The organism is Microbacterium xanthum (assembly GCF_034531355.1).
Classification (GTDB): domain Bacteria; phylum Actinomycetota; class Actinomycetes; order Actinomycetales; family Microbacteriaceae; genus Microbacterium; species Microbacterium xanthum.
The window spans coordinates 628,503-644,682 of the sequence record NZ_JAWHUE010000001.1 but is presented as its reverse complement, the minus strand read 5'-3'; the positions used below and the strand labels follow the sequence as shown (position 1 = coordinate 644,682).

The 16,180-nt window shown below is 70.4% G+C and carries 16 protein-coding genes and 3 tRNA genes; 14 read left to right on the top strand and 5 right to left on the bottom strand.

Features of this window, described 5'->3' with window-relative positions:
• The first annotated feature begins 62 nt into the window (after positions 1–62).
• On the top strand, positions 63–1,763 hold the full coding sequence (locus RZO50_RS03060; RefSeq protein WP_322598221.1) for an AMP-binding protein: 1,701 nt from the start codon (positions 63–65) through the stop codon (positions 1,761–1,763).
• A gap of 121 nt (positions 1,764–1,884) precedes the next feature.
• Here RZO50_RS03060 and RZO50_RS03055 read toward each other — a convergent pair.
• The 3 genes from RZO50_RS03055 to RZO50_RS03045 all read right to left on the bottom strand — a co-directional run bounded on the left by RZO50_RS03055 (position 1,885) and on the right by RZO50_RS03045 (position 2,193).
• Positions 1,885–1,957 (bottom strand) — tRNA-Phe (locus RZO50_RS03055).
• Positions 1,958–2,020: 63 nt separating this feature from the next.
• Positions 2,021–2,094: transfer RNA gene (locus RZO50_RS03050), tRNA-Asp, on the bottom strand.
• Positions 2,095–2,120: 26 nt separating this feature from the next.
• Positions 2,121–2,193: transfer RNA gene (locus tag RZO50_RS03045), tRNA-Glu, on the bottom strand.
• Between the two features lie 234 nt (positions 2,194–2,427).
• Here RZO50_RS03045 and RZO50_RS03040 point away from each other — a divergent pair.
• On the top strand, positions 2,428–3,849 hold the full coding sequence (locus RZO50_RS03040) for a M23 family metallopeptidase (RefSeq protein ID WP_322598220.1): 1,422 nt from the start codon (positions 2,428–2,430) through the stop codon (positions 3,847–3,849).
• 24 nt (positions 3,850–3,873) lie between these two features.
• On the opposite strand, the gene RZO50_RS03035 is transcribed toward RZO50_RS03040, so the two are convergent.
• Positions 3,874–5,217 (bottom strand): DUF2254 domain-containing protein, encoded by a 1,344-nt coding sequence (locus tag RZO50_RS03035; protein WP_322598219.1) that lies wholly within the window; start codon positions 5,215–5,217, stop codon positions 3,874–3,876.
• Positions 5,218–5,233: 16 nt separating this feature from the next.
• Positions 5,234–5,767 carry an inorganic diphosphatase gene (ppa, locus tag RZO50_RS03030; RefSeq protein WP_322598218.1) on the bottom strand — a complete coding sequence of 178 codons (534 nt, stop codon included), beginning with the start codon at positions 5,765–5,767 and terminating at the stop codon, positions 5,234–5,236.
• A gap of 100 nt (positions 5,768–5,867) precedes the next feature.
• Between ppa and tilS the strand changes: the two genes are divergently transcribed.
• The 12 genes from tilS (at position 5,868) to RZO50_RS02970 (ending at position 16,165) form a co-directional block, all read left to right on the top strand.
• Positions 5,868–6,860: a tRNA lysidine(34) synthetase TilS gene (tilS, locus tag RZO50_RS03025; protein WP_322598217.1), complete on the top strand. Its 993-nt coding sequence runs from the start codon at positions 5,868–5,870 to the stop codon at positions 6,858–6,860.
• A gap of 39 nt (positions 6,861–6,899) precedes the next feature.
• Positions 6,900–7,667, top strand: coding sequence for a ParA family protein (locus tag RZO50_RS03020; RefSeq protein WP_322598216.1), 768 nt, complete (start codon positions 6,900–6,902; stop codon positions 7,665–7,667).
• A gap of 26 nt (positions 7,668–7,693) precedes the next feature.
• Positions 7,694–8,245: a hypoxanthine phosphoribosyltransferase gene (gene hpt / locus RZO50_RS03015; protein ID WP_322598215.1), complete on the top strand. Its 552-nt coding sequence runs from the start codon at positions 7,694–7,696 to the stop codon at positions 8,243–8,245.
• 143 nt (positions 8,246–8,388) lie between these two features.
• On the top strand, positions 8,389–10,404 hold the full coding sequence (ftsH, locus tag RZO50_RS03010; protein ID WP_322598733.1) for an ATP-dependent zinc metalloprotease FtsH: 2,016 nt from the start codon (positions 8,389–8,391) through the stop codon (positions 10,402–10,404).
• Between the two features lie 10 nt (positions 10,405–10,414).
• Positions 10,415–11,002, top strand: coding sequence for a GTP cyclohydrolase I (gene folE, locus RZO50_RS03005; protein ID WP_322598214.1), 588 nt, complete (start codon positions 10,415–10,417; stop codon positions 11,000–11,002).
• Positions 10,999–11,796 (top strand): dihydropteroate synthase, encoded by a 798-nt coding sequence (folP, locus tag RZO50_RS03000; RefSeq protein WP_322598213.1) that lies wholly within the window; start codon positions 10,999–11,001, stop codon positions 11,794–11,796. The genes folE and folP overlap by 4 nt, the downstream gene beginning before the upstream one ends.
• Before the next feature lie 4 nt (positions 11,797–11,800).
• A complete protein-coding gene (gene folB, locus RZO50_RS02995; protein ID WP_322598212.1) occupies positions 11,801–12,196 on the top strand; it encodes a dihydroneopterin aldolase in 396 nt (131 codons plus the stop codon).
• Positions 12,193–12,726, top strand: coding sequence for a 2-amino-4-hydroxy-6-hydroxymethyldihydropteridine diphosphokinase (gene folK / locus RZO50_RS02990; protein ID WP_322598211.1), 534 nt, complete (start codon positions 12,193–12,195; stop codon positions 12,724–12,726). The genes folB and folK overlap by 4 nt, the downstream gene beginning before the upstream one ends.
• Entirely contained in the window at positions 12,723–13,214 is a 492-nt protein-coding gene (locus RZO50_RS02985; protein ID WP_322598210.1) for a DUF3180 domain-containing protein, read from the top strand. The genes folK and RZO50_RS02985 overlap by 4 nt, the downstream gene beginning before the upstream one ends.
• A complete protein-coding gene (locus tag RZO50_RS02980; RefSeq protein WP_322598209.1) occupies positions 13,159–13,797 on the top strand; it encodes a PH domain-containing protein in 639 nt (212 codons plus the stop codon). Before RZO50_RS02985 ends, RZO50_RS02980 begins: the two co-directional genes overlap by 56 nt.
• 23 nt (positions 13,798–13,820) lie before the next feature.
• Positions 13,821–15,488, top strand: a complete 1,668-nt coding sequence (locus tag RZO50_RS02975; protein WP_322598208.1) for a PH domain-containing protein — start codon at positions 13,821–13,823, stop codon at positions 15,486–15,488.
• The gene (locus RZO50_RS02970) at positions 15,485–16,165 is read left to right on the top strand and encodes a DUF2520 domain-containing protein (RefSeq protein WP_322598207.1); all 681 of its coding nucleotides are present in this window, start codon (positions 15,485–15,487) and stop codon (positions 16,163–16,165) included. The genes RZO50_RS02975 and RZO50_RS02970 overlap by 4 nt, the downstream gene beginning before the upstream one ends.
• Positions 16,166–16,180 lie beyond the last annotated feature (15 nt).

The following is a 16,180-nucleotide window of genomic DNA, read 5'->3' as shown; positions in this document are numbered from 1 at the left end:
AGACCCTCCTAGACTGGGCGGCCGATGCTCGGGATGCCGGGCGACACTCTCGAGGAGATCCCATGCCCCAGACCCCCGCCGGCCGCGCTCTTCGTGATGCGCGTGACCTCCTCCTGGCGCACGCGCACACGCCGGAGACGGCGCATTCCGCCTTCTCCTGGCCGGATGTCGGAGACCGTTTCAACTGGGCGGTGGACTGGTTCGATGCCATCGCCGAGGGCAATGACGCCGTTGCGCTGCGGGTGATCGAGCACGACGGATCCGAGCAAGCGCGGACCTTCGACGAGCTGCGCCGCGCATCCGACCGCGTCGGGAACTGGCTTCGCGGTCTCGGGCTCCAGCGCGGCGACGCCGTGATGCTGATGCTGGACAACCGGGTCGAGCTCTGGGAGGCGATGCTCGCGGTCATGAAGATCGGTGCCGTCATCCTCCCCACCTCGGTCGTCCTGTCGGCCGAGGACCTGGCCGAGCGCCTGGAGCGAGCCGACGTGCGCGCCGTGATCGCCGACGCGGACGACGCGTCGAAGTTCGACGGCCTCGGTCGCGACCTCGTGCGGATCATCGTCGGCGGTCCCCGTCCCGGGTGGAACACGTTCGCCGACGCGGGGGATGCCGACGACACCGCGCCCGGCGTGGTCGTCTCTTCGGGCGACCCGGCGATCGTCTACTTCACGTCGGGCACGACGTCGCGCCCGAAGATGGTGGAGCACTCCCACGTCTCCTACCCCGTCGGGCACCTGTCGACGATGTACTGGATCGGCGTGCGCCCCGGCGACGTGCACATGACGATCAGCGCCCCCGGCTGGGGCAAGCACGCATGGAGCCTGTTCTTCGCGCCGTGGCTCGCGGAGGCGACCGTCGTCGTCTACAACTCGCCCCGTTTCGACCCGGTCGCCCTGGTGCGCCAGCTCGACCGTGCCGGCGTGACCACCTTCTGCGCCCCGCCGACGGTGTGGCGCATGCTGATCCAGGCCGACCTGGAGACCAAGCCGCGCGCCCTGCGGGAGCTGCTGTCGGCCGGGGAGCCGTTGAACCCCGAGGTCATCGACACCATCCGGAGATGGTGGGGCCTGGACATCCGCGACGGCTACGGCCAGACGGAGCTGACCGCGGTCATCGGCAACACCCCGGGGACCGCCTTCGCGCCCGGTTCGATGGGGCGCGCCTTGCCCGGTGTCGAGGTGGAACTGCGCGATCCCGTCAGTGGGGAGATCGGTGAGGAGGGCGAGATCTGTCTTCCGCTCGAGCCGCGGCGCCCCCTCAACCTCATGACCGGATACGCAGGCGACCCCGAGCGCACGGCGACGGTGGAGGAGGGCGGGCGCTTCCACACCGGCGACGTCGCGGTGCGCAGCGCCGATGGTGCCCTCACGTTCATCGGGCGCACCGATGACGTCTTCAAAGCCAGCGACTTCAAGGTCTCGCCGTTCGAGGTGGAGTCGATCCTCCTGCAGCATCCCGCGGTGGCCGAGGCCGGTGTCATCGGCGCCCCGGACGCGGTGCGTCTGAACGTCGTGAAGGCCTACGTGCACCTCGCCGGCGCCGCCGAGCCGGATGCGGCGACCGCTCGCAGCATCCTCGCCCACGCACGTGAGCACATGCCGCCCTATATGCGCGTACGGCGGGTGGAGTTCGGGGAGCTACCGAAGACCATCTCGGGCAAGATCCGCCGTGTCGAGCTGCGCGAGCGGGAGGAACGGCGTGGAGGTGCGCGTGGCGAGCGGGAGTTCCACGAGAGCGACTTCCCCGACCTGAAGGCGTAGCGCCGGCCCCGTGCGGGCCGGGGACGGGCGGGGGCGTGGTCGCCCCACCAGGGAAAAGCAAAACCCCCGCCATGTAGAAGCTAGGCGAGGGTTTCTGGGACCGTTGTAACGACGGTCCTTGTGGCTCCGACGGGCGTCGATCCCGTGACCTCACGATTTTCAGTCGTGCGCTCTACCAACTGAGCTACAGAGCCGCGCGGCATGTCTGCCGCGTCCTAGACGAAAGGCCTCCTCGAAAGAAGGCCCGTCGCTTGGAGCGACCCTGACGGGACTTGAACCCGCGACCTCCGCCGTGACAGGGCGGCACGCTAACCAACTGCGCTACAGGGCCATGCTTATTAAATTGTGTCGGAAAAGTGACCCCAACGGGATTCGAACCCGTGCTACCGCCGTGAAAGGGCGGCGTCCTAGGCCGCTAAACGATGGGGCCGAATGAACCCCTGATCTTGCGACCCGGTGCTCACGCTTACCGACGCTCAAGCATAAGAGACATTTCGCAGAAACGCCAATCGAGGTGACGATCGCCGGATCGGCGGCGCGCCGCACCCGGAGCTGAGTGCATCGAGCGCAGGGTGGAACCGGCGGAAAACCACGTCGGGTCTGTTGCGGTTGTGACTCGTGTTGCTACTGTGATCAGCGTTGACCGCCCCCGTCAGGAGGATCCGTGGACGCCCAGCAGAGCGACGTCGATTGCGGCTGCGCGCCCACCGAAGCCGAGAAGAAGCGTCTCTGGCCTTCCGTGAACCGGCGTTCGGTGCTCGGCATCGGCGCACTCGGCGCACTCGGGTTTCTGACGTTCTCATCGCTGGCGTACTCGCCCGGGGCCATCGCGATCGAGGGATACCCGTCGTGGGACGAGGTCGAGGCGGCGAAGGCGAACGAGGCGGCCAAGGCCGCGGAGGTCACCAAGATCCGGAACCTCATCTCGAGTCTCGAAGCCGAGGTGGCGCGCACGCAGGCCGAGGCGGAAGCGGCCTCTAACGAGTTCTATGAAGCGCAGCAGGCGTTCTTCGAGGCCTCCTTCAAGGCCGATGAACTGCAGGCGCAGGCCGATGAGCAGGCCGCCGCGGCGGACGAGGCCGCGAACAAGGCGGGACGTGTCGCGGCTCAGCTGTACCGCAACGGGGGCGACGACACCTCGCTCGAGCTCTTCTTCTCCGGCTCGGCGGCCTCGGCGGATGACCTGCTGTCGCGTCTGGGCACGATGGACAAGCTGCTCGAGCGCAACCAGACCGTGTACAGCGAGGCGGTCACCGCTCGCGACGCCGCGCAGAGCCTCTCCGACCAGGCGGAGGTCGCCCGCGAGGAGCGCGATCGCCTGCAGAAGATCGCCGAAGAGAAGATGGTCGAGGCGCAGCAGAAGGCCGAGGCGGCCCAGGCCGCCCTCGCGGCCCAGGAGTCGAACCTGACCACCCTGCAGGCTCAGCTCGCCGCCCTCGAGGACGAGACGGCGCAGACGATCGCCGACTACAAGGCCGGCGTCGAGGAAGAGCGTCGCCGCCGCGAGGAAGCCGAGCGTCGCGCCCGAGAGGAAGCGGCCCGACTGGCGGCGGAGGCCGAAGCGGAGCGCAAGCGCCGTGAACAGGAGGCGCAGAACTCCGGCGGGAGTTCGGGGGGCAGTTCCAGCGGGTCGAGCGGGAGCTCGAGCGGCGGAGGCTCCGTCGGCGGATCCGGGTGGGCCCGGCCGTCCTCCGGGTGGCGCACCTCGGGTTACGGCTGGCGCACGTCCCAGTGCGGCCCGAGCTACTGCTCGTCGAGCTTCCATGCCGGCGTCGACCTCGCCGCGGGCTGCGGTTCGGCCATCTACGCCGCGTCCGCGGGCACGGTCGTCTATGCCGGCTACAACGGCGGGTACGGCAACTACATCAAGATCGACCACGGCGGCGGCATCGGCACCGGCTACGCACATATCCGCTCGGGCGGCATCTGGGTGAGCTACGGGCAGCGGGTCAGCGCCGGCCAGGCGATCGCCGCAGAAGGCAACACCGGAAACTCCTTCGGCTGCCACCTTCACTTCGAGACCTACGTCAACGGGTCGCCGGTGAACCCCATCAGCTTCATGTCGGCGCGGGGCATCGGCGTCTGACGCCGTCGGCACGCACGCCCGTCGTCACCGGCGGCGGATGGTCGATCGCGCCTCGCGGATCAGTGTCGTCAATGCGGCACGGTCGGTCTCGTCGAGATCGGATGCCGCCACCGACGCGTCGATGCGCTCGAGCTGGGCGGCAAGGCCTTCGCGCTGATCACGGCGTCCGGCGTGCCAGGCGACGTCGTCGATGACACCGATCAGGCGTGCCTGCACGTCGGGTGAGCCCACGGCATCACGCCGGATGGAGGACAGCGCGACGTCCACGAGCTCCGCGAAATCGTCGCCGACCGGGATGAGGCGGGCGACGCCGTCCGTCGACGCATACGCTGCGGGACGCTGCGGCCGCCCGGCGAGGTCGCACAGGAGGGCGGAGATGTGGCTGAGCGCGTGGATCGCGGTGGTCGGATCGTTCACCCCCGGCGAGAGGGCGCGACAGGCCACGTCGGTGAGTTGGCGCAGGCCGAACCCGACGTCCTGGGCCGGAGTGCGCTCGTATGCGGTCGTGAAGCAGCCGGCGGTGTCGTGGGCGATGCGCTCATCCGTGCGCCCGGAGCCGCCGGGCTCGCCCGGATGCCACCACCGGGCAAGCGGTGTGCCGGCGATCACGCTGGCGCCCACCGGCCGCAGCTCGCGCACCACGATCCCGTGCTCGCGGGCCGTCTCGACCAGTCCGGCACGATCCACCCCGGTGAGGAATCCGGATCGCACGGCGAACACGGTGTGGGCGGGCTCGGGCTCGACAGGTGCGGAAGAGGGCTCGCCGGGATGCGCGTCGGCGATGATCGCGATCGTCTGCGCCGCCTCCCGGTGCACGTCTCGCATCATCGTCTCGACCCGGAGCTGGCGGGCCAGGTGTGCGAGGAAGAACGTGAGGACGACCACGCTTACGAGGGTGAGCACCGACGCGACGGTCACCGCGATGCGCGGAACGAAGGCATCTGCCGCGTCGGTGGCGTTCTCCACGGTGCGCAGCACGGTGAGTGCGTAGGCGAAGGTGCCGAGGAAGACCGCGAGGGTCCCCTGCACCATCGAGTCGGAGGCGAACATGCGCAGCAGTCGGGGAGAGGCCTGACTGCTGGCCAGCTGAAGGGCCACGACCGTCAGCGAGAAGGTCAGGGACGTGGCCGTGATGAGCGAACCGGCGATCGCCGACAGCACGGCGCGCGCCGCGTCGGTTCCGCCCGAGAAGACGAACGCCGCGACCGCGTCGGAGAGCGACGGGTCGACGGCGCGGTCGAGTTCGGGCAGCGCGAGGCCGATCACGACGGCCCCGATCACCGCGATGAGCGGCACGGGCCACAGGCGCGACGCGATCGCGTCGCTCACCACGGCGATGCGTCGTCGCACCGCGCCGCGTCGCGCCATGTGGTCTCCGTGTTCGTCAGCGAGAGCTGGGCGCTTCGCCCTCACCCTGCGTGCGGGTCTCGCCCTCGTGCTCGGCGAAGCGAGCGAACGCTTCGTCGACGAGGCGCTCGGCCTCGGCGGCGCCGGCCCACTGGTCGACCTTGACCCACTTGCCGGGCTCGAGGTCCTTGTAGTGCTCGAAGAAGTGGCCGATCTCCTTCTGGGTCCATTCCGGGATGTCCGCGACGTCCTGGATGTGTTCCCAGCGCGGGTCCTTGGCGACCACGGCGACGACCTTGTCGTCACCGCCGGCCTCGTCGCTCATCTTCAGCACGCCGACCGGGCGGGCCTTGACCAGCACGCCGGGGGCGATCTCGTGGTCGAGGAGCACGAGCACGTCGAGGGGGTCGCCGTCCTCGCCGAGGGTGTTCTCGAAGAACCCGTAGTTCGAGGGATATCCCATCGGGGTGTAGAGGATGCGGTCGAGGTAGACGCGGCCCGTGCCGTGGTCGACCTCGTACTTGATGCGACTGCCACGGGGGATTTCGATGACGGCGTCGTAAGCGCCCATGCTGGTGCTCCTTTTGAAGACGTGCGGATGCGCGACCAGCCTAGCCGCGAGCCGGGTCGCCGCGAGGCGGCGACGGTGGGGCGGGCGGTACCGTGGCGGCATGTCGCACCGACCGAGCCTCGATCCCGCCGTTGCCGACGTGCGCCGCGCCGTTCGTTCCTCGTTGGCACGCCTGAGCTCCCCCGGCCCCCTCGTGGTGGCCGTGTCCGGCGGGGCGGACTCGCTCGCGCTCGCCGCCGCCGTGGCGTTCGAGACGCGGGACTCGGGTGCGGCCGCGACGGCGGTCGTCGTCGATCACGGGTTGCAGGAGACCTCGGCCGAGGTCGCGCGAGGAGCGGCCCAGGCGGCGGAGGCCCTCGGACTCGGGTCGCGAACGGTCGCGGTGGAGGTCGACGGCGTCGGCGGGCTGGAGGCCGCCGCACGGACGGCACGGTACCGCGCGCTGCGCGCGGTGGCCGGTGAGCTCGGCGCGCAGGCGATCCTGGTCGGTCACACCCTCGATGATCAGGCGGAGACGGTGCTGCTGGGCCTGGCGCGCGGATCCGGCGCCACCAGCCTGCAGGGGATGGCCGCGGTCGCCGACCTCGACGGCATTCCCCTCGTGCGCCCTCTGCTGGCCCTGCGGCGCTCGACGACCCGCGCGGCGTGCGCGGCCGAGCGGCTTGAGCCGTGGGACGACCCGCACAACGCCGATCCCCGCTTCGCCCGCGTGCGCACCCGCAACACGGTCCTCCCTGTTCTCGAGCGCGAACTCGGTCCCGGTGTGGCCGAGGCGCTGGCCCGCACCGCCGAGCAGTCGCGCGAGGATGCGGAAGCGTTCGACGAGATGATCCACGAGACGATCGAAGACATCGTCGAGCACGCGGAAGCCGGGATCTCGGTGTCCGCGTCGGCGCTCGCGGCCAATCCTGCGGCGCTTCGGCATCGCGTGATCCGTCTGGTGGTGGCCAGCGAGTTCGGGGCGAGCCTGACCCGCGTGCAGACCCTGGAGGTGGCGCGACTGGTCACCGACTGGTCCGGTCAGGGCCCGATCGATCTTCCGGGGTGCCGCGCCCGACGAGTCGGTGGGCGGATCGAATTCACCGCGGTGTGAGCGACACCCGGCGCTTCACGCTGTCGTGGGAACCCTCCCATGGCTAGGGTGGCGCTCGTGAAGGTCATCGCGGTGTACAGCGTCAAAGGCGGAGTGGGCAAGTCCACGACGGCGGTGAACCTCGCCTATGAAGCAGCGAAGGACCAGCGGGTGCTGCTGTGGGACCTCGACCCGCAGGGCGCCGCGACCTACCTCCTCGAGGTCAAGCCGAAGCTCAAAGGCGGCGCGGAAGCGATCGTCGGCGGAGGCGGGAAGATCACACGGGCCGTCCGGGAGACCGACTACCAGGACCTGGACGTGCTGCCCGGTGACGACAGCTACCGCGACCTCGAACTCGCCCTCGACGCCGCAAAGCACTCCACCCGCCGCATCCAGAAGGCTCTCGGTCCCCTCGCCGACGACTACGACGTCGTGATCCTCGACTGCCCGCCGGGGGCATCCCTCCTCGCGCAGAACGTCATCCGCGCCGCCGACCTCGTCGTGCTGCCGGTGGTGCCGGCACCCCTGTCGGCGCGGTCGCTGCAGCAGGTGCGCGACGTCATCGCCGCAGAGGCGAAGCCGGCCAAGATCGTCTCCTTCCTGTCGATGGTCGACCGTCGTAAGGGAGCGCACCGGTCGGCGATGGAAGAGCTGCCGTCCTCCGAGCCGGACATGTGCAAGGTGGTGGTCCCGTCGACCGTCGTCGTCGAGCGCATGGGATCCGAGCGCAAGCCCGTGGCGGCCTTCGCGCCCACGTCGGAGGCGGCCCACGCCTACGCGACCCTGTGGAGCATCGCCTGGGTCGCGGCGCGCGATCGGAAGAAGTGACATCGGCGAACTCTTAGACTCGGAGCATGCGCGCCGCAGAGATCAGCGATGACCTGACCGACATCCTCGTCACGGAGGAGCAGATCCAGGAGAAGCTGCGCGAGGTCGCCGCCCAGGTCGCCGCCGACTACGAGGGCAAGGACCTGCTGCTGGTCGGTGTCCTCAAGGGAGCGGTCATGGTGATGGCCGACTTCGCGCGGGCGCTGCCGATGCATGCCCCGATGGATTGGATGGCGGTCTCCTCGTACGGCACGTCGACCAAGTCCAGCGGCGTCGTGCAGATCCGGAAGGACCTCGACACCGATCTGCACGACAAGCACGTGCTGATCGTCGAAGACATCATCGACTCCGGACTGACCCTGCACTGGCTTCTGGAGAACTTCGCCTCGCGCGGCGCGGCCTCGATCGAGATCTTCTCGCTGCTGCGCAAGCCCGACGCGGCCAAGGTCGAGGTGCGCTGCAAGTACGTCGGCTTCGACATCCAGAACGATTTCGTCGTCGGCTACGGCCTCGACTATGCCGAGCGCTACCGCAACCTGCGAGATGTCGCGGTGCTCGCCCCGCACGTCTACGCCTGAGGAGGCGGCGGCGGACGATTCCGCCGTGGGCGAATGCACAGACGGGGCATAGGCGGCCCGCGATAGCCTGTTCGGACCGCTGAGGCGGCGTCATGCCCGCCCCGGACGGCCGCCGACGAAAGGGATCGGGCCGCGCCCGCACCATGAACATCAAGAAGATCACCCGGAACCCGCTCTTCTACATCGTGTTGATCGGCGTGCTGCTGATCGTCGGGTTCTCACTGATCTCGAGTCTGGGCGGGGCCAAGCAGGTCTCCACGCAAGAGGGACTCGAGCTGCTGGGTGGCGGAACGGTCACCGAGGTGACCAACACCGACGGTGACCAGCGTGTCGACCTGACGCTGTCGGAGGCGTACGACGGCGCGACCGAGGTGCAGTTCTACTACGTCGACGCCCGGGCCGACGAGGTGGTCCAGGCCATCGACGCGGCCGCGCCGAGCGACGGCTTCAACGACGTCGTACCCCAGCCGTCGTGGTTCGACGGGTTCCTGTCCCTCATGATCCCGCTGCTGCTGCTGGGACTCCTGTTCTGGTTCCTGCTCTCGTCGGCGCAGGGCGGCGGCAGCAAGGTCATGCAGTTCGGCAAGTCCCGCGCGAAGATGGTCACGAAGGAGACCCCCACGGTCACCTTCCAGGACGTCGCCGGCTCCGACGAGGCCATCGAAGAGCTCGATGAGATCAAGGAATTCCTGAAGGATGCCGCCAAGTTCCAGGCGGTCGGCGCCCGCATCCCGAAGGGCGTGCTGCTGTACGGCCCTCCCGGCACCGGAAAGACACTGCTGGCGCGCGCCGTGGCCGGTGAAGCCGGTGTTCCCTTCTACTCGATCTCGGGCTCCGACTTCGTCGAGATGTTCGTCGGCGTCGGCGCGAGCCGTGTGCGCGACCTCTTCAACCAGGCCAAGGAGAGCTCGCCCGCGATCATCTTCATCGACGAGATCGACGCGGTCGGGCGCCATCGCGGCGCCGGCATGGGCGGCGGGCACGACGAGCGCGAGCAGACGCTGAACCAGATGCTCGTCGAGATGGACGGCTTCGACCCCAAGGTCAACGTCATCGTCATCGCCGCCACCAACCGGCCCGACATCCTCGACCCCGCACTGCTGCGTCCGGGCCGCTTCGACCGGCAGATCGGCGTCGACGCCCCCGACCTCAAGGGTCGCCAGCGCATCCTCGAGGTGCACGGGCGCGGCAAGCCGCTCGCCGACGGGGTGGATCTCGAAGTCGTCGCCCGGAAGACCCCCGGCTTCACCGGTGCCGACCTCGCGAACGTGCTGAACGAAGCCGCACTGCTCACGGCTCGCTCCAACGCGCAGCTCATCGACAACCGCGCACTGGACGAGGCCATCGACCGCGTGCTGGCGGGGCCGCAGCGCCGCACCCGCGTGATGAAGGACAAGGAGAAGCTCATCACCGCGTACCACGAGGGTGGTCACGCCCTCGCGGCGGCGGCGATGAACAACACCGACCCGGTCACGAAGGTGACGATCCTGCCGCGCGGCAAGGCCCTCGGCTACACGATGGTCCTGCCCGTCGACGACAAGTACTCGGTCACGCGCAACGAGCTGCAGGACCAGCTCACCTACGCGATGGGCGGCCGCGTCGCGGAGGAGATCGTCTTCCACGACCCGACCACGGGTGCCTCCAATGACATCGAGAAGGCCACCGGCATCGCCCGCAAGATGGTCACCGAGTACGGCATGACCATGGAGGTCGGGCCGGTCAAGCTCGGCCAGTCCTCCGGCGAGGTGTTCATGGGCCGCGACATGGGGCACGGCCGCGACTTCAGCGAGCGCATCGCCGAGCGCGTCGACCAGCAGGTTCGCGGTCTGATCGAGCAGGCGCACAATGAGGCCTACCAGGTCATCAACGACAACCGCGAAGTCCTCGACAAGCTCGCCCTGGCCCTCCTCGAGAAGGAGACGCTGGACCACCTGGAGCTTGCGGAGATCTTCCGCGACGTGAAGAAGCTGCCGCCGCGCCCGCAGTGGCTCTCGAGCGAGGAGCGCCCCGTCTCGCAGCTGCCCCCGGTGGATGTCCCCGTGCGTCAGCCCGCGGTGGGTGTCGCTGCCTCGACCGCGGCCGAGCCCGACGCCGCCCCCGCGTCCGGATCGGCGACCGAGCCCCGGCCGTCCGGCCAGGCGCGGCCCGCGACCGCCTAGGCTCGGCCACGTGGCCGTCGACCGTGACCGTGTCGCCGCGCTCGTGCGAGAGCTGCTCGAGGCGATCGGCGAGGATCCCGAGCGCCCGGGGCTGAAGCTCACTCCGGACCGCGTCGCCGATGCCTACGTCGATTTCTTCGCCGGCGTCGGCGCGGACCCGTCCGCGTCGCTCTCGCGGACGATCAGCGTCTCGCGGGGTCCCGCTCCCGAGACGTTGCCGTCGGGAGCGGTGATGCTGCGCGACATCCGCTTCCGCTCGATGTGCGAGCATCACCTGCTGCCCTTCCGCGGGCACGCCCATATCGCCTATCTGCCCGGCGAGCAGGTCGTCGGCCTCGGCGCCCTGCCACGGGTCGTCGACGTGCTCGCGGCGCGCCCGCAGGTGCAGGAGCGACTCGGCGAACAGATCGCCGACACCCTCGACGAGGGGCTCGATGCGCGCGGTGTCCTCGTCGTCCTCGATGCCGAGCACGAGTGCGTCACGATGCGCGGCGGACGCCAGCCCGACGCCTCGACGGTCACCGTCGCCGCGCGAGGGGCGTTCGTCGATCCCGCGCAGCGCGCCGAGCTCTTCTCCCTCCTGGGAGGGCCCCGATGACGGCGATCATGGGCATCGTCAACGTCACGCCCGACTCCTTCAGCGACGGCGGGCGATACCTCGACGCGGACGCGGCAGTGGCGCACGGGTTCGCCCTGCGCGCCGCCGGGGCCGACCTGCTTGATGTGGGCGGGGAATCCACGCGACCGGGATCGCAGCGCGTCGATCCGGCCGAGGAACAGCGTCGGGTGCTGCCGGTCGTGGGCGCCCTGGCCGGTGCGGGCCTCGCGGTGAGCGTCGACACCATGAACGCCGCCACCGCCGTGGCCGCCGTCGAGGCGGGAGCGGTCCTCGTCAACGACGTCTCGGGTGGACTCGCCGATCCCGAGATGCTCGCCGCGGTCGCCGACACGCGCGCCGACATCGCGCTCGGGCACTGGCGCGGGCACTCCGATGACATGTACGCACGTGCCTCCTACGGGGACGTCGTGCGCGACGTGGTCGGGGAGCTCTCCGCCCGCGTTCGCGCCGCGGAGGCTGCGGGAATACCCCCGGCGCGCATCATCGTGGATCCCGGCTTCGGATTCGGAAAGCGCGGGGCGCAGAACTGGGAACTTCTGCGCGGGTTGGCCCGCGTGGCGACTCTCGGGCCGCGCCTTCTGGTCGGGACCAGCCGCAAGCGGTTCCTCGCGGAGGCCCTCTCCGGCGCCGGCGAGGTCGACGAGGCGCGTCGCGACCTCGCGACCGCCGTCACCAGCGTGCTGGCCGCCCACGCGGGTGCGTGGGCGGTGCGCGTGCACGACGTCGCTTCGACCCGCGATGCCCTGCGCATCGCCACCTACCGAGGAGAGTGAACGGATGGATGCCTCCGGCGACCCGACCGCCACGGACGAACTGACCCTCACCGGTCTGCGCGTGTTCGGTCATCACGGCGTGCTCTCGCATGAGCGCCGCGATGGCCAGGAGTTCGTCATCGACGTCACCATGCATCTGGACGTCCGCGAGGCGGCGGGCGCGGACGACGTCGACAAGACGGTGCACTACGGTGAGGTCGCCGAGCACGTGGCAGGGCTGGTGGCCCATGACCCGGTCGACCTCATCGAGACGGTCGCGGCGCGCATCGCGCGGGATCTGCTCGCGCGCTACCCGCGCCTGCGGCGCGTGACCGTCACGGTGCACAAGCCGAATGCGCCGATCCGGGTGCCTTTCTCCGACGTCTCGGTGCGTGTGACGCGCGCCCGGGCCACACGATGAGCCGGCGCCTGGCGCACGGGATCGGTGACCCGCCGCCCCGGGACGCGCGGCCCGCGGTGCAGGCTGTCGTCGCGATCGGGGCGAACCTCGGCGACCGTGCCGAGACCCTCCGGGATGCGGTGCACGACCTGGCCCGCCTTCCGCTGGTCGACGAGGTGCGAGCGGCCGAGGCGATCGAGTCGGTGGCGGTCACCCCGTCCGGCCCGGATGAGGGCAAACCCGCGTATCTCAACTCGGTCGCCGTGCTCACCACGCGTCTGGCTCCCGCGATCCTGCTGTCGTACCTGCACGCCATCGAGGCGCGGCACGGTCGGGAACGACGCGAACGGTGGGGGGACCGCACGCTCGACCTCGACCTGATCGCGTACGGCGACATGACCTCCGACGACCCCGCACTGACGCTGCCGCACCCGCGCGCCGCCGAGCGCGATTTCGTTCTGGCACCGTGGCTCCAGATCGACCCCGATGCCGATCTGGTCGGGTACGGACGGGTGGCCGACCTCCTCGCCGACCTGCGGGGGCCGTCATGACGCGCACCGGAACCGGGATCCTGCTCGTGGTCGCCGGGCTCGGCGTCGGCGTGGGCTTTCTCGTCGACCAACTGCTGACCTCGTCGGGGCGGCCGACGTTCACACCCGCCGCGATGCTCCCCATCCTGCTCGTGCTGCTGGGCGGCGCCGTCGTGGCCTTCGCGGTGCCCGTCCGTCGCGCGACCCGCGGGACCGGTGCTTCGCCGAACCCGTTCCAGGCGCTGCGCATCGCGATGCTGGCCAAGGCGTCGTCGATCGTCGGCGCGCTGACGGCCGGGTTCGCGCTCGGACTCGCGCTGTTCCTCCTGACCCGTCCCGTCGTCCCGTCGGTAGGCTCGTTGGGGGTCGTGCTGGCGACCGTCGGCGGCGGCGTCGCGCTCGTCGCGGCGGGCCTGGTCGCCGAGCACATGTGCACGATCCGGAAGGACGACGATGACGAACACCCCGGAGGGCCCGACGCCGGAGTCGGTACCGGCGGCGGCGCCTGAGGACACCGCCACCTCACCCGCGGTGGAGAGCGTCACACCGCCCCCGCCACCCGCGGCGCTGGACGAAGGCACCTTCGCGGCCATCCGCGAGCCGAAGGGCGAGGCGCGCCTCCCCCTCGGAGATGGCACCTGGCATCAGCTCGCGCCCCCGTACGTATGGGTGCAGCTGATCTCCGGCGGCTTCTTCTTCGTTCTCGTGCTGGCGGCGGCGCTGGTGATGAGCCTCGTGCTCGGGCAGTGGTGGATCTGGATCCCCGCCGGCGTCGCCCTGGTGATCAGCGCCATCACGCTCATCATCACCCCGCGCCAGGCACGCGCGGTCGGCTATCAGCTCCGACGCGACGACCTCGTCTTCCGCAAGGGCATCCTGTGGCAGCGTGTGGTCGCGGTGCCCTATGGGCGCATGCAGCTCGTCGACATCACCCACGGCCCGCTGGACCGCGGGTTCGGCATCGCCCAGCTGAAGCTCGTCACCGCGGCGGCCTCGACCGGTGTGGTCATCCCGGGGCTGCGCCAGTCCGCGGCCGAGGTGCTCCGGGACACCCTGATCGACGTCGCCGAGACCCGCCGGACCGGGCTGTGACCGACCTGCCTCCCGCGCCTTCGGTGCCTTCCGTGCCGGGCGGCCCGACGCCCCCGGCCGACGCCGCGCGGTCCCCGCTGAGCGACGGCGAGTGGCACCGGATGCATCCGCTGACTCCGCTCTTCCGCGGTGGACTCGTGCTCGTCATCGTCTCGGGCATCATCATCGCGAACCTGCGCGACCGGGTCCTCGGCTTCTTCTTCGACGGGGTGATCCCGGGCGGCTACGACACGACGGAGGATCCCGTCGACTACGTGCTGGGCCACAACCTCCTCCTCGTGGCGCTGCTGGTCGTGCTCGGTGTGCTGCTGGTGGTCATCGGCTTCTTCTACCTGATGTGGCGCTTCCACGCGTTCCGAATCACCGGCGACGACGTCGAGGTGCGCTCCGGCGTGCTGTTCCGAACCCATCGCCGCGCCCCGCTCGACCGGGTGCAGGGGGTCAACCTCACGCGGCCGATGATCGCCCGGCTCGTCGGCATGGCCAAACTCGAGGTGGTCGGCGCCGGACTCGACGCGAACGTCAAGCTCGAGTACCTCTCCACTCCCAACGCCGAGGCGGTGCGCTCCGACATCCTCCGCCTCGCCTCGGGGCGTCAGCTCGCGGAGGCGGCGGCCCGCGCCGAGCACGACAGGGCGACGGGGCGGCGGGCCGCGAGCGACCTGGCGGCGACCGCGGCATCCACCGTCTCGTCAGGTCTGGACGGACTCGTCCACGGTGCGGAGGATCCGGCCGAGGAACCGGAGTCGGTCGTGCAGATCCCGCCCGGCCGGCTGATCGCTTCGCAGCTGCTGAGTGGATCGACGATCGCACTGCTCGTGGGCATCATCGCGATCGTCGTCGGTGCGATCTACGGCACCCCCTGGGTGCTGTTCGGCATCTTCCCCGTCGTGCTCGGCTTCGGGGCCTACACGATCCGGACCATCACCAGGTCGCTGCGGTACTCGATCGCTCCGACGCGCAGCGGTGTGCGGATCACGTTCGGCCTGTTCACCACCGTCACCGAGATCGTGCCGCCGGGTCGGGTGCACGCGGTGGAGGTGTCCCAGTCGATCTTCTGGCGGCCGCTGGGATGGTGGTCGGTCAGCGTGAATCGCCTCTCGGGGAAGAGCGCGACCGACACCGGGACGGACCAGTTCGCCACCGTGCTGCCCGTCGGCGACCGCGACGACGTGGCGCGGGTCCTGGGGCTCGTGCTGCCGCACCTGAGCCCGGACCAGTGGCGCGCGATCTTCGAAGACGGCGTGCTGGGGCCGCGCGACGCCGATCCGTACGTGACCACTCCGCGTCGTGCACGTCTGTTCCGTCTGCTGTCGTGGAAGCGCAACGGGTTCCTCCTCAGCGCCGACACCCTGTTCCTCCGCCGCGGGGTGGTCTGGCGCACGCTCGGTGTGTTTCCGCTCGCCCGTCTGCAGAGCGTCGATGTCACCCAGGGGCCGGTCGACCGGCGGCTGAGCGTCGCGAACGTCCGTGCGCACACGATCGCCGGGCGGGTCTCGGGGGCGCTCGGCATCATCGATCGCGACGCCGCCCTGGAGCTGTTCGAGTCCGTTGCGGCCGGTGCCGTCCGTGCTGCCGCAGCCGACCAGACGCACCGGTGGGACGGCGGATCCGGCGACCCGGTTCCGGTGCCCGCCCCCGCACCGGAAGCGTCCGGGACGTCGGACCCCGACTCGGAGGGCGACCGATGACGCGCGAGGGGCGCCTCGGCGTCGGCGTCATCGGCGCAGGGCGTGTCGGGCCGGTGATCGGCGCCGCCCTGGCCGGAGTGGGCCACGCGCTCGTGGGGATCACCCGTGGTTCCGACGACGAACGCGTCGAGACGGTGCTTCCCGGGGTCCCGTTCCTCGACACCCCCGACGTCGTGCGCCGCAGCGAACTGGTGGTGCTGGCGGTCCCGCACGAAGAGCTCCCGGGGCTGGTGTCGGGCCTGGCCGAGACCGGCGACTGGCAGGCGGGGCAGCTCGCCCTGCACCTGGATCCCGCGTTCGGCACGGGCGTGCTCGCGCCCGCGATGGCCCAGGGCGTGATCCCCTTGGCGATCCACCCGGCCATGACGTTCACCGGCACCTCGATGGACCTCCGGCTGCTCGCCCAGTCGTACGCCGCCGTCACGGCGCCGGCCGCCGTGCTGCCCATCGCGCAGGCGCTCGCGGTCGAGCTCGGCTGCGAGCCCATCGTGGTCGCCGAGTCCGCGCGGTCCGCGTACGCCGAGGCGATCGCGACCGCGACGACGTTCTCCCGGTCGATCGTCGCGCAGTCCGCAGCTCTCCTGGCCGACGCGGGGGTGCCGGATCCGGGGCGGTACCTCTCGGGGCTCGTGCACACGACCGTCGACCAGGCGCTCACCGACCACAGCGCGCTGTGAGCTGTTCCGCGGTCG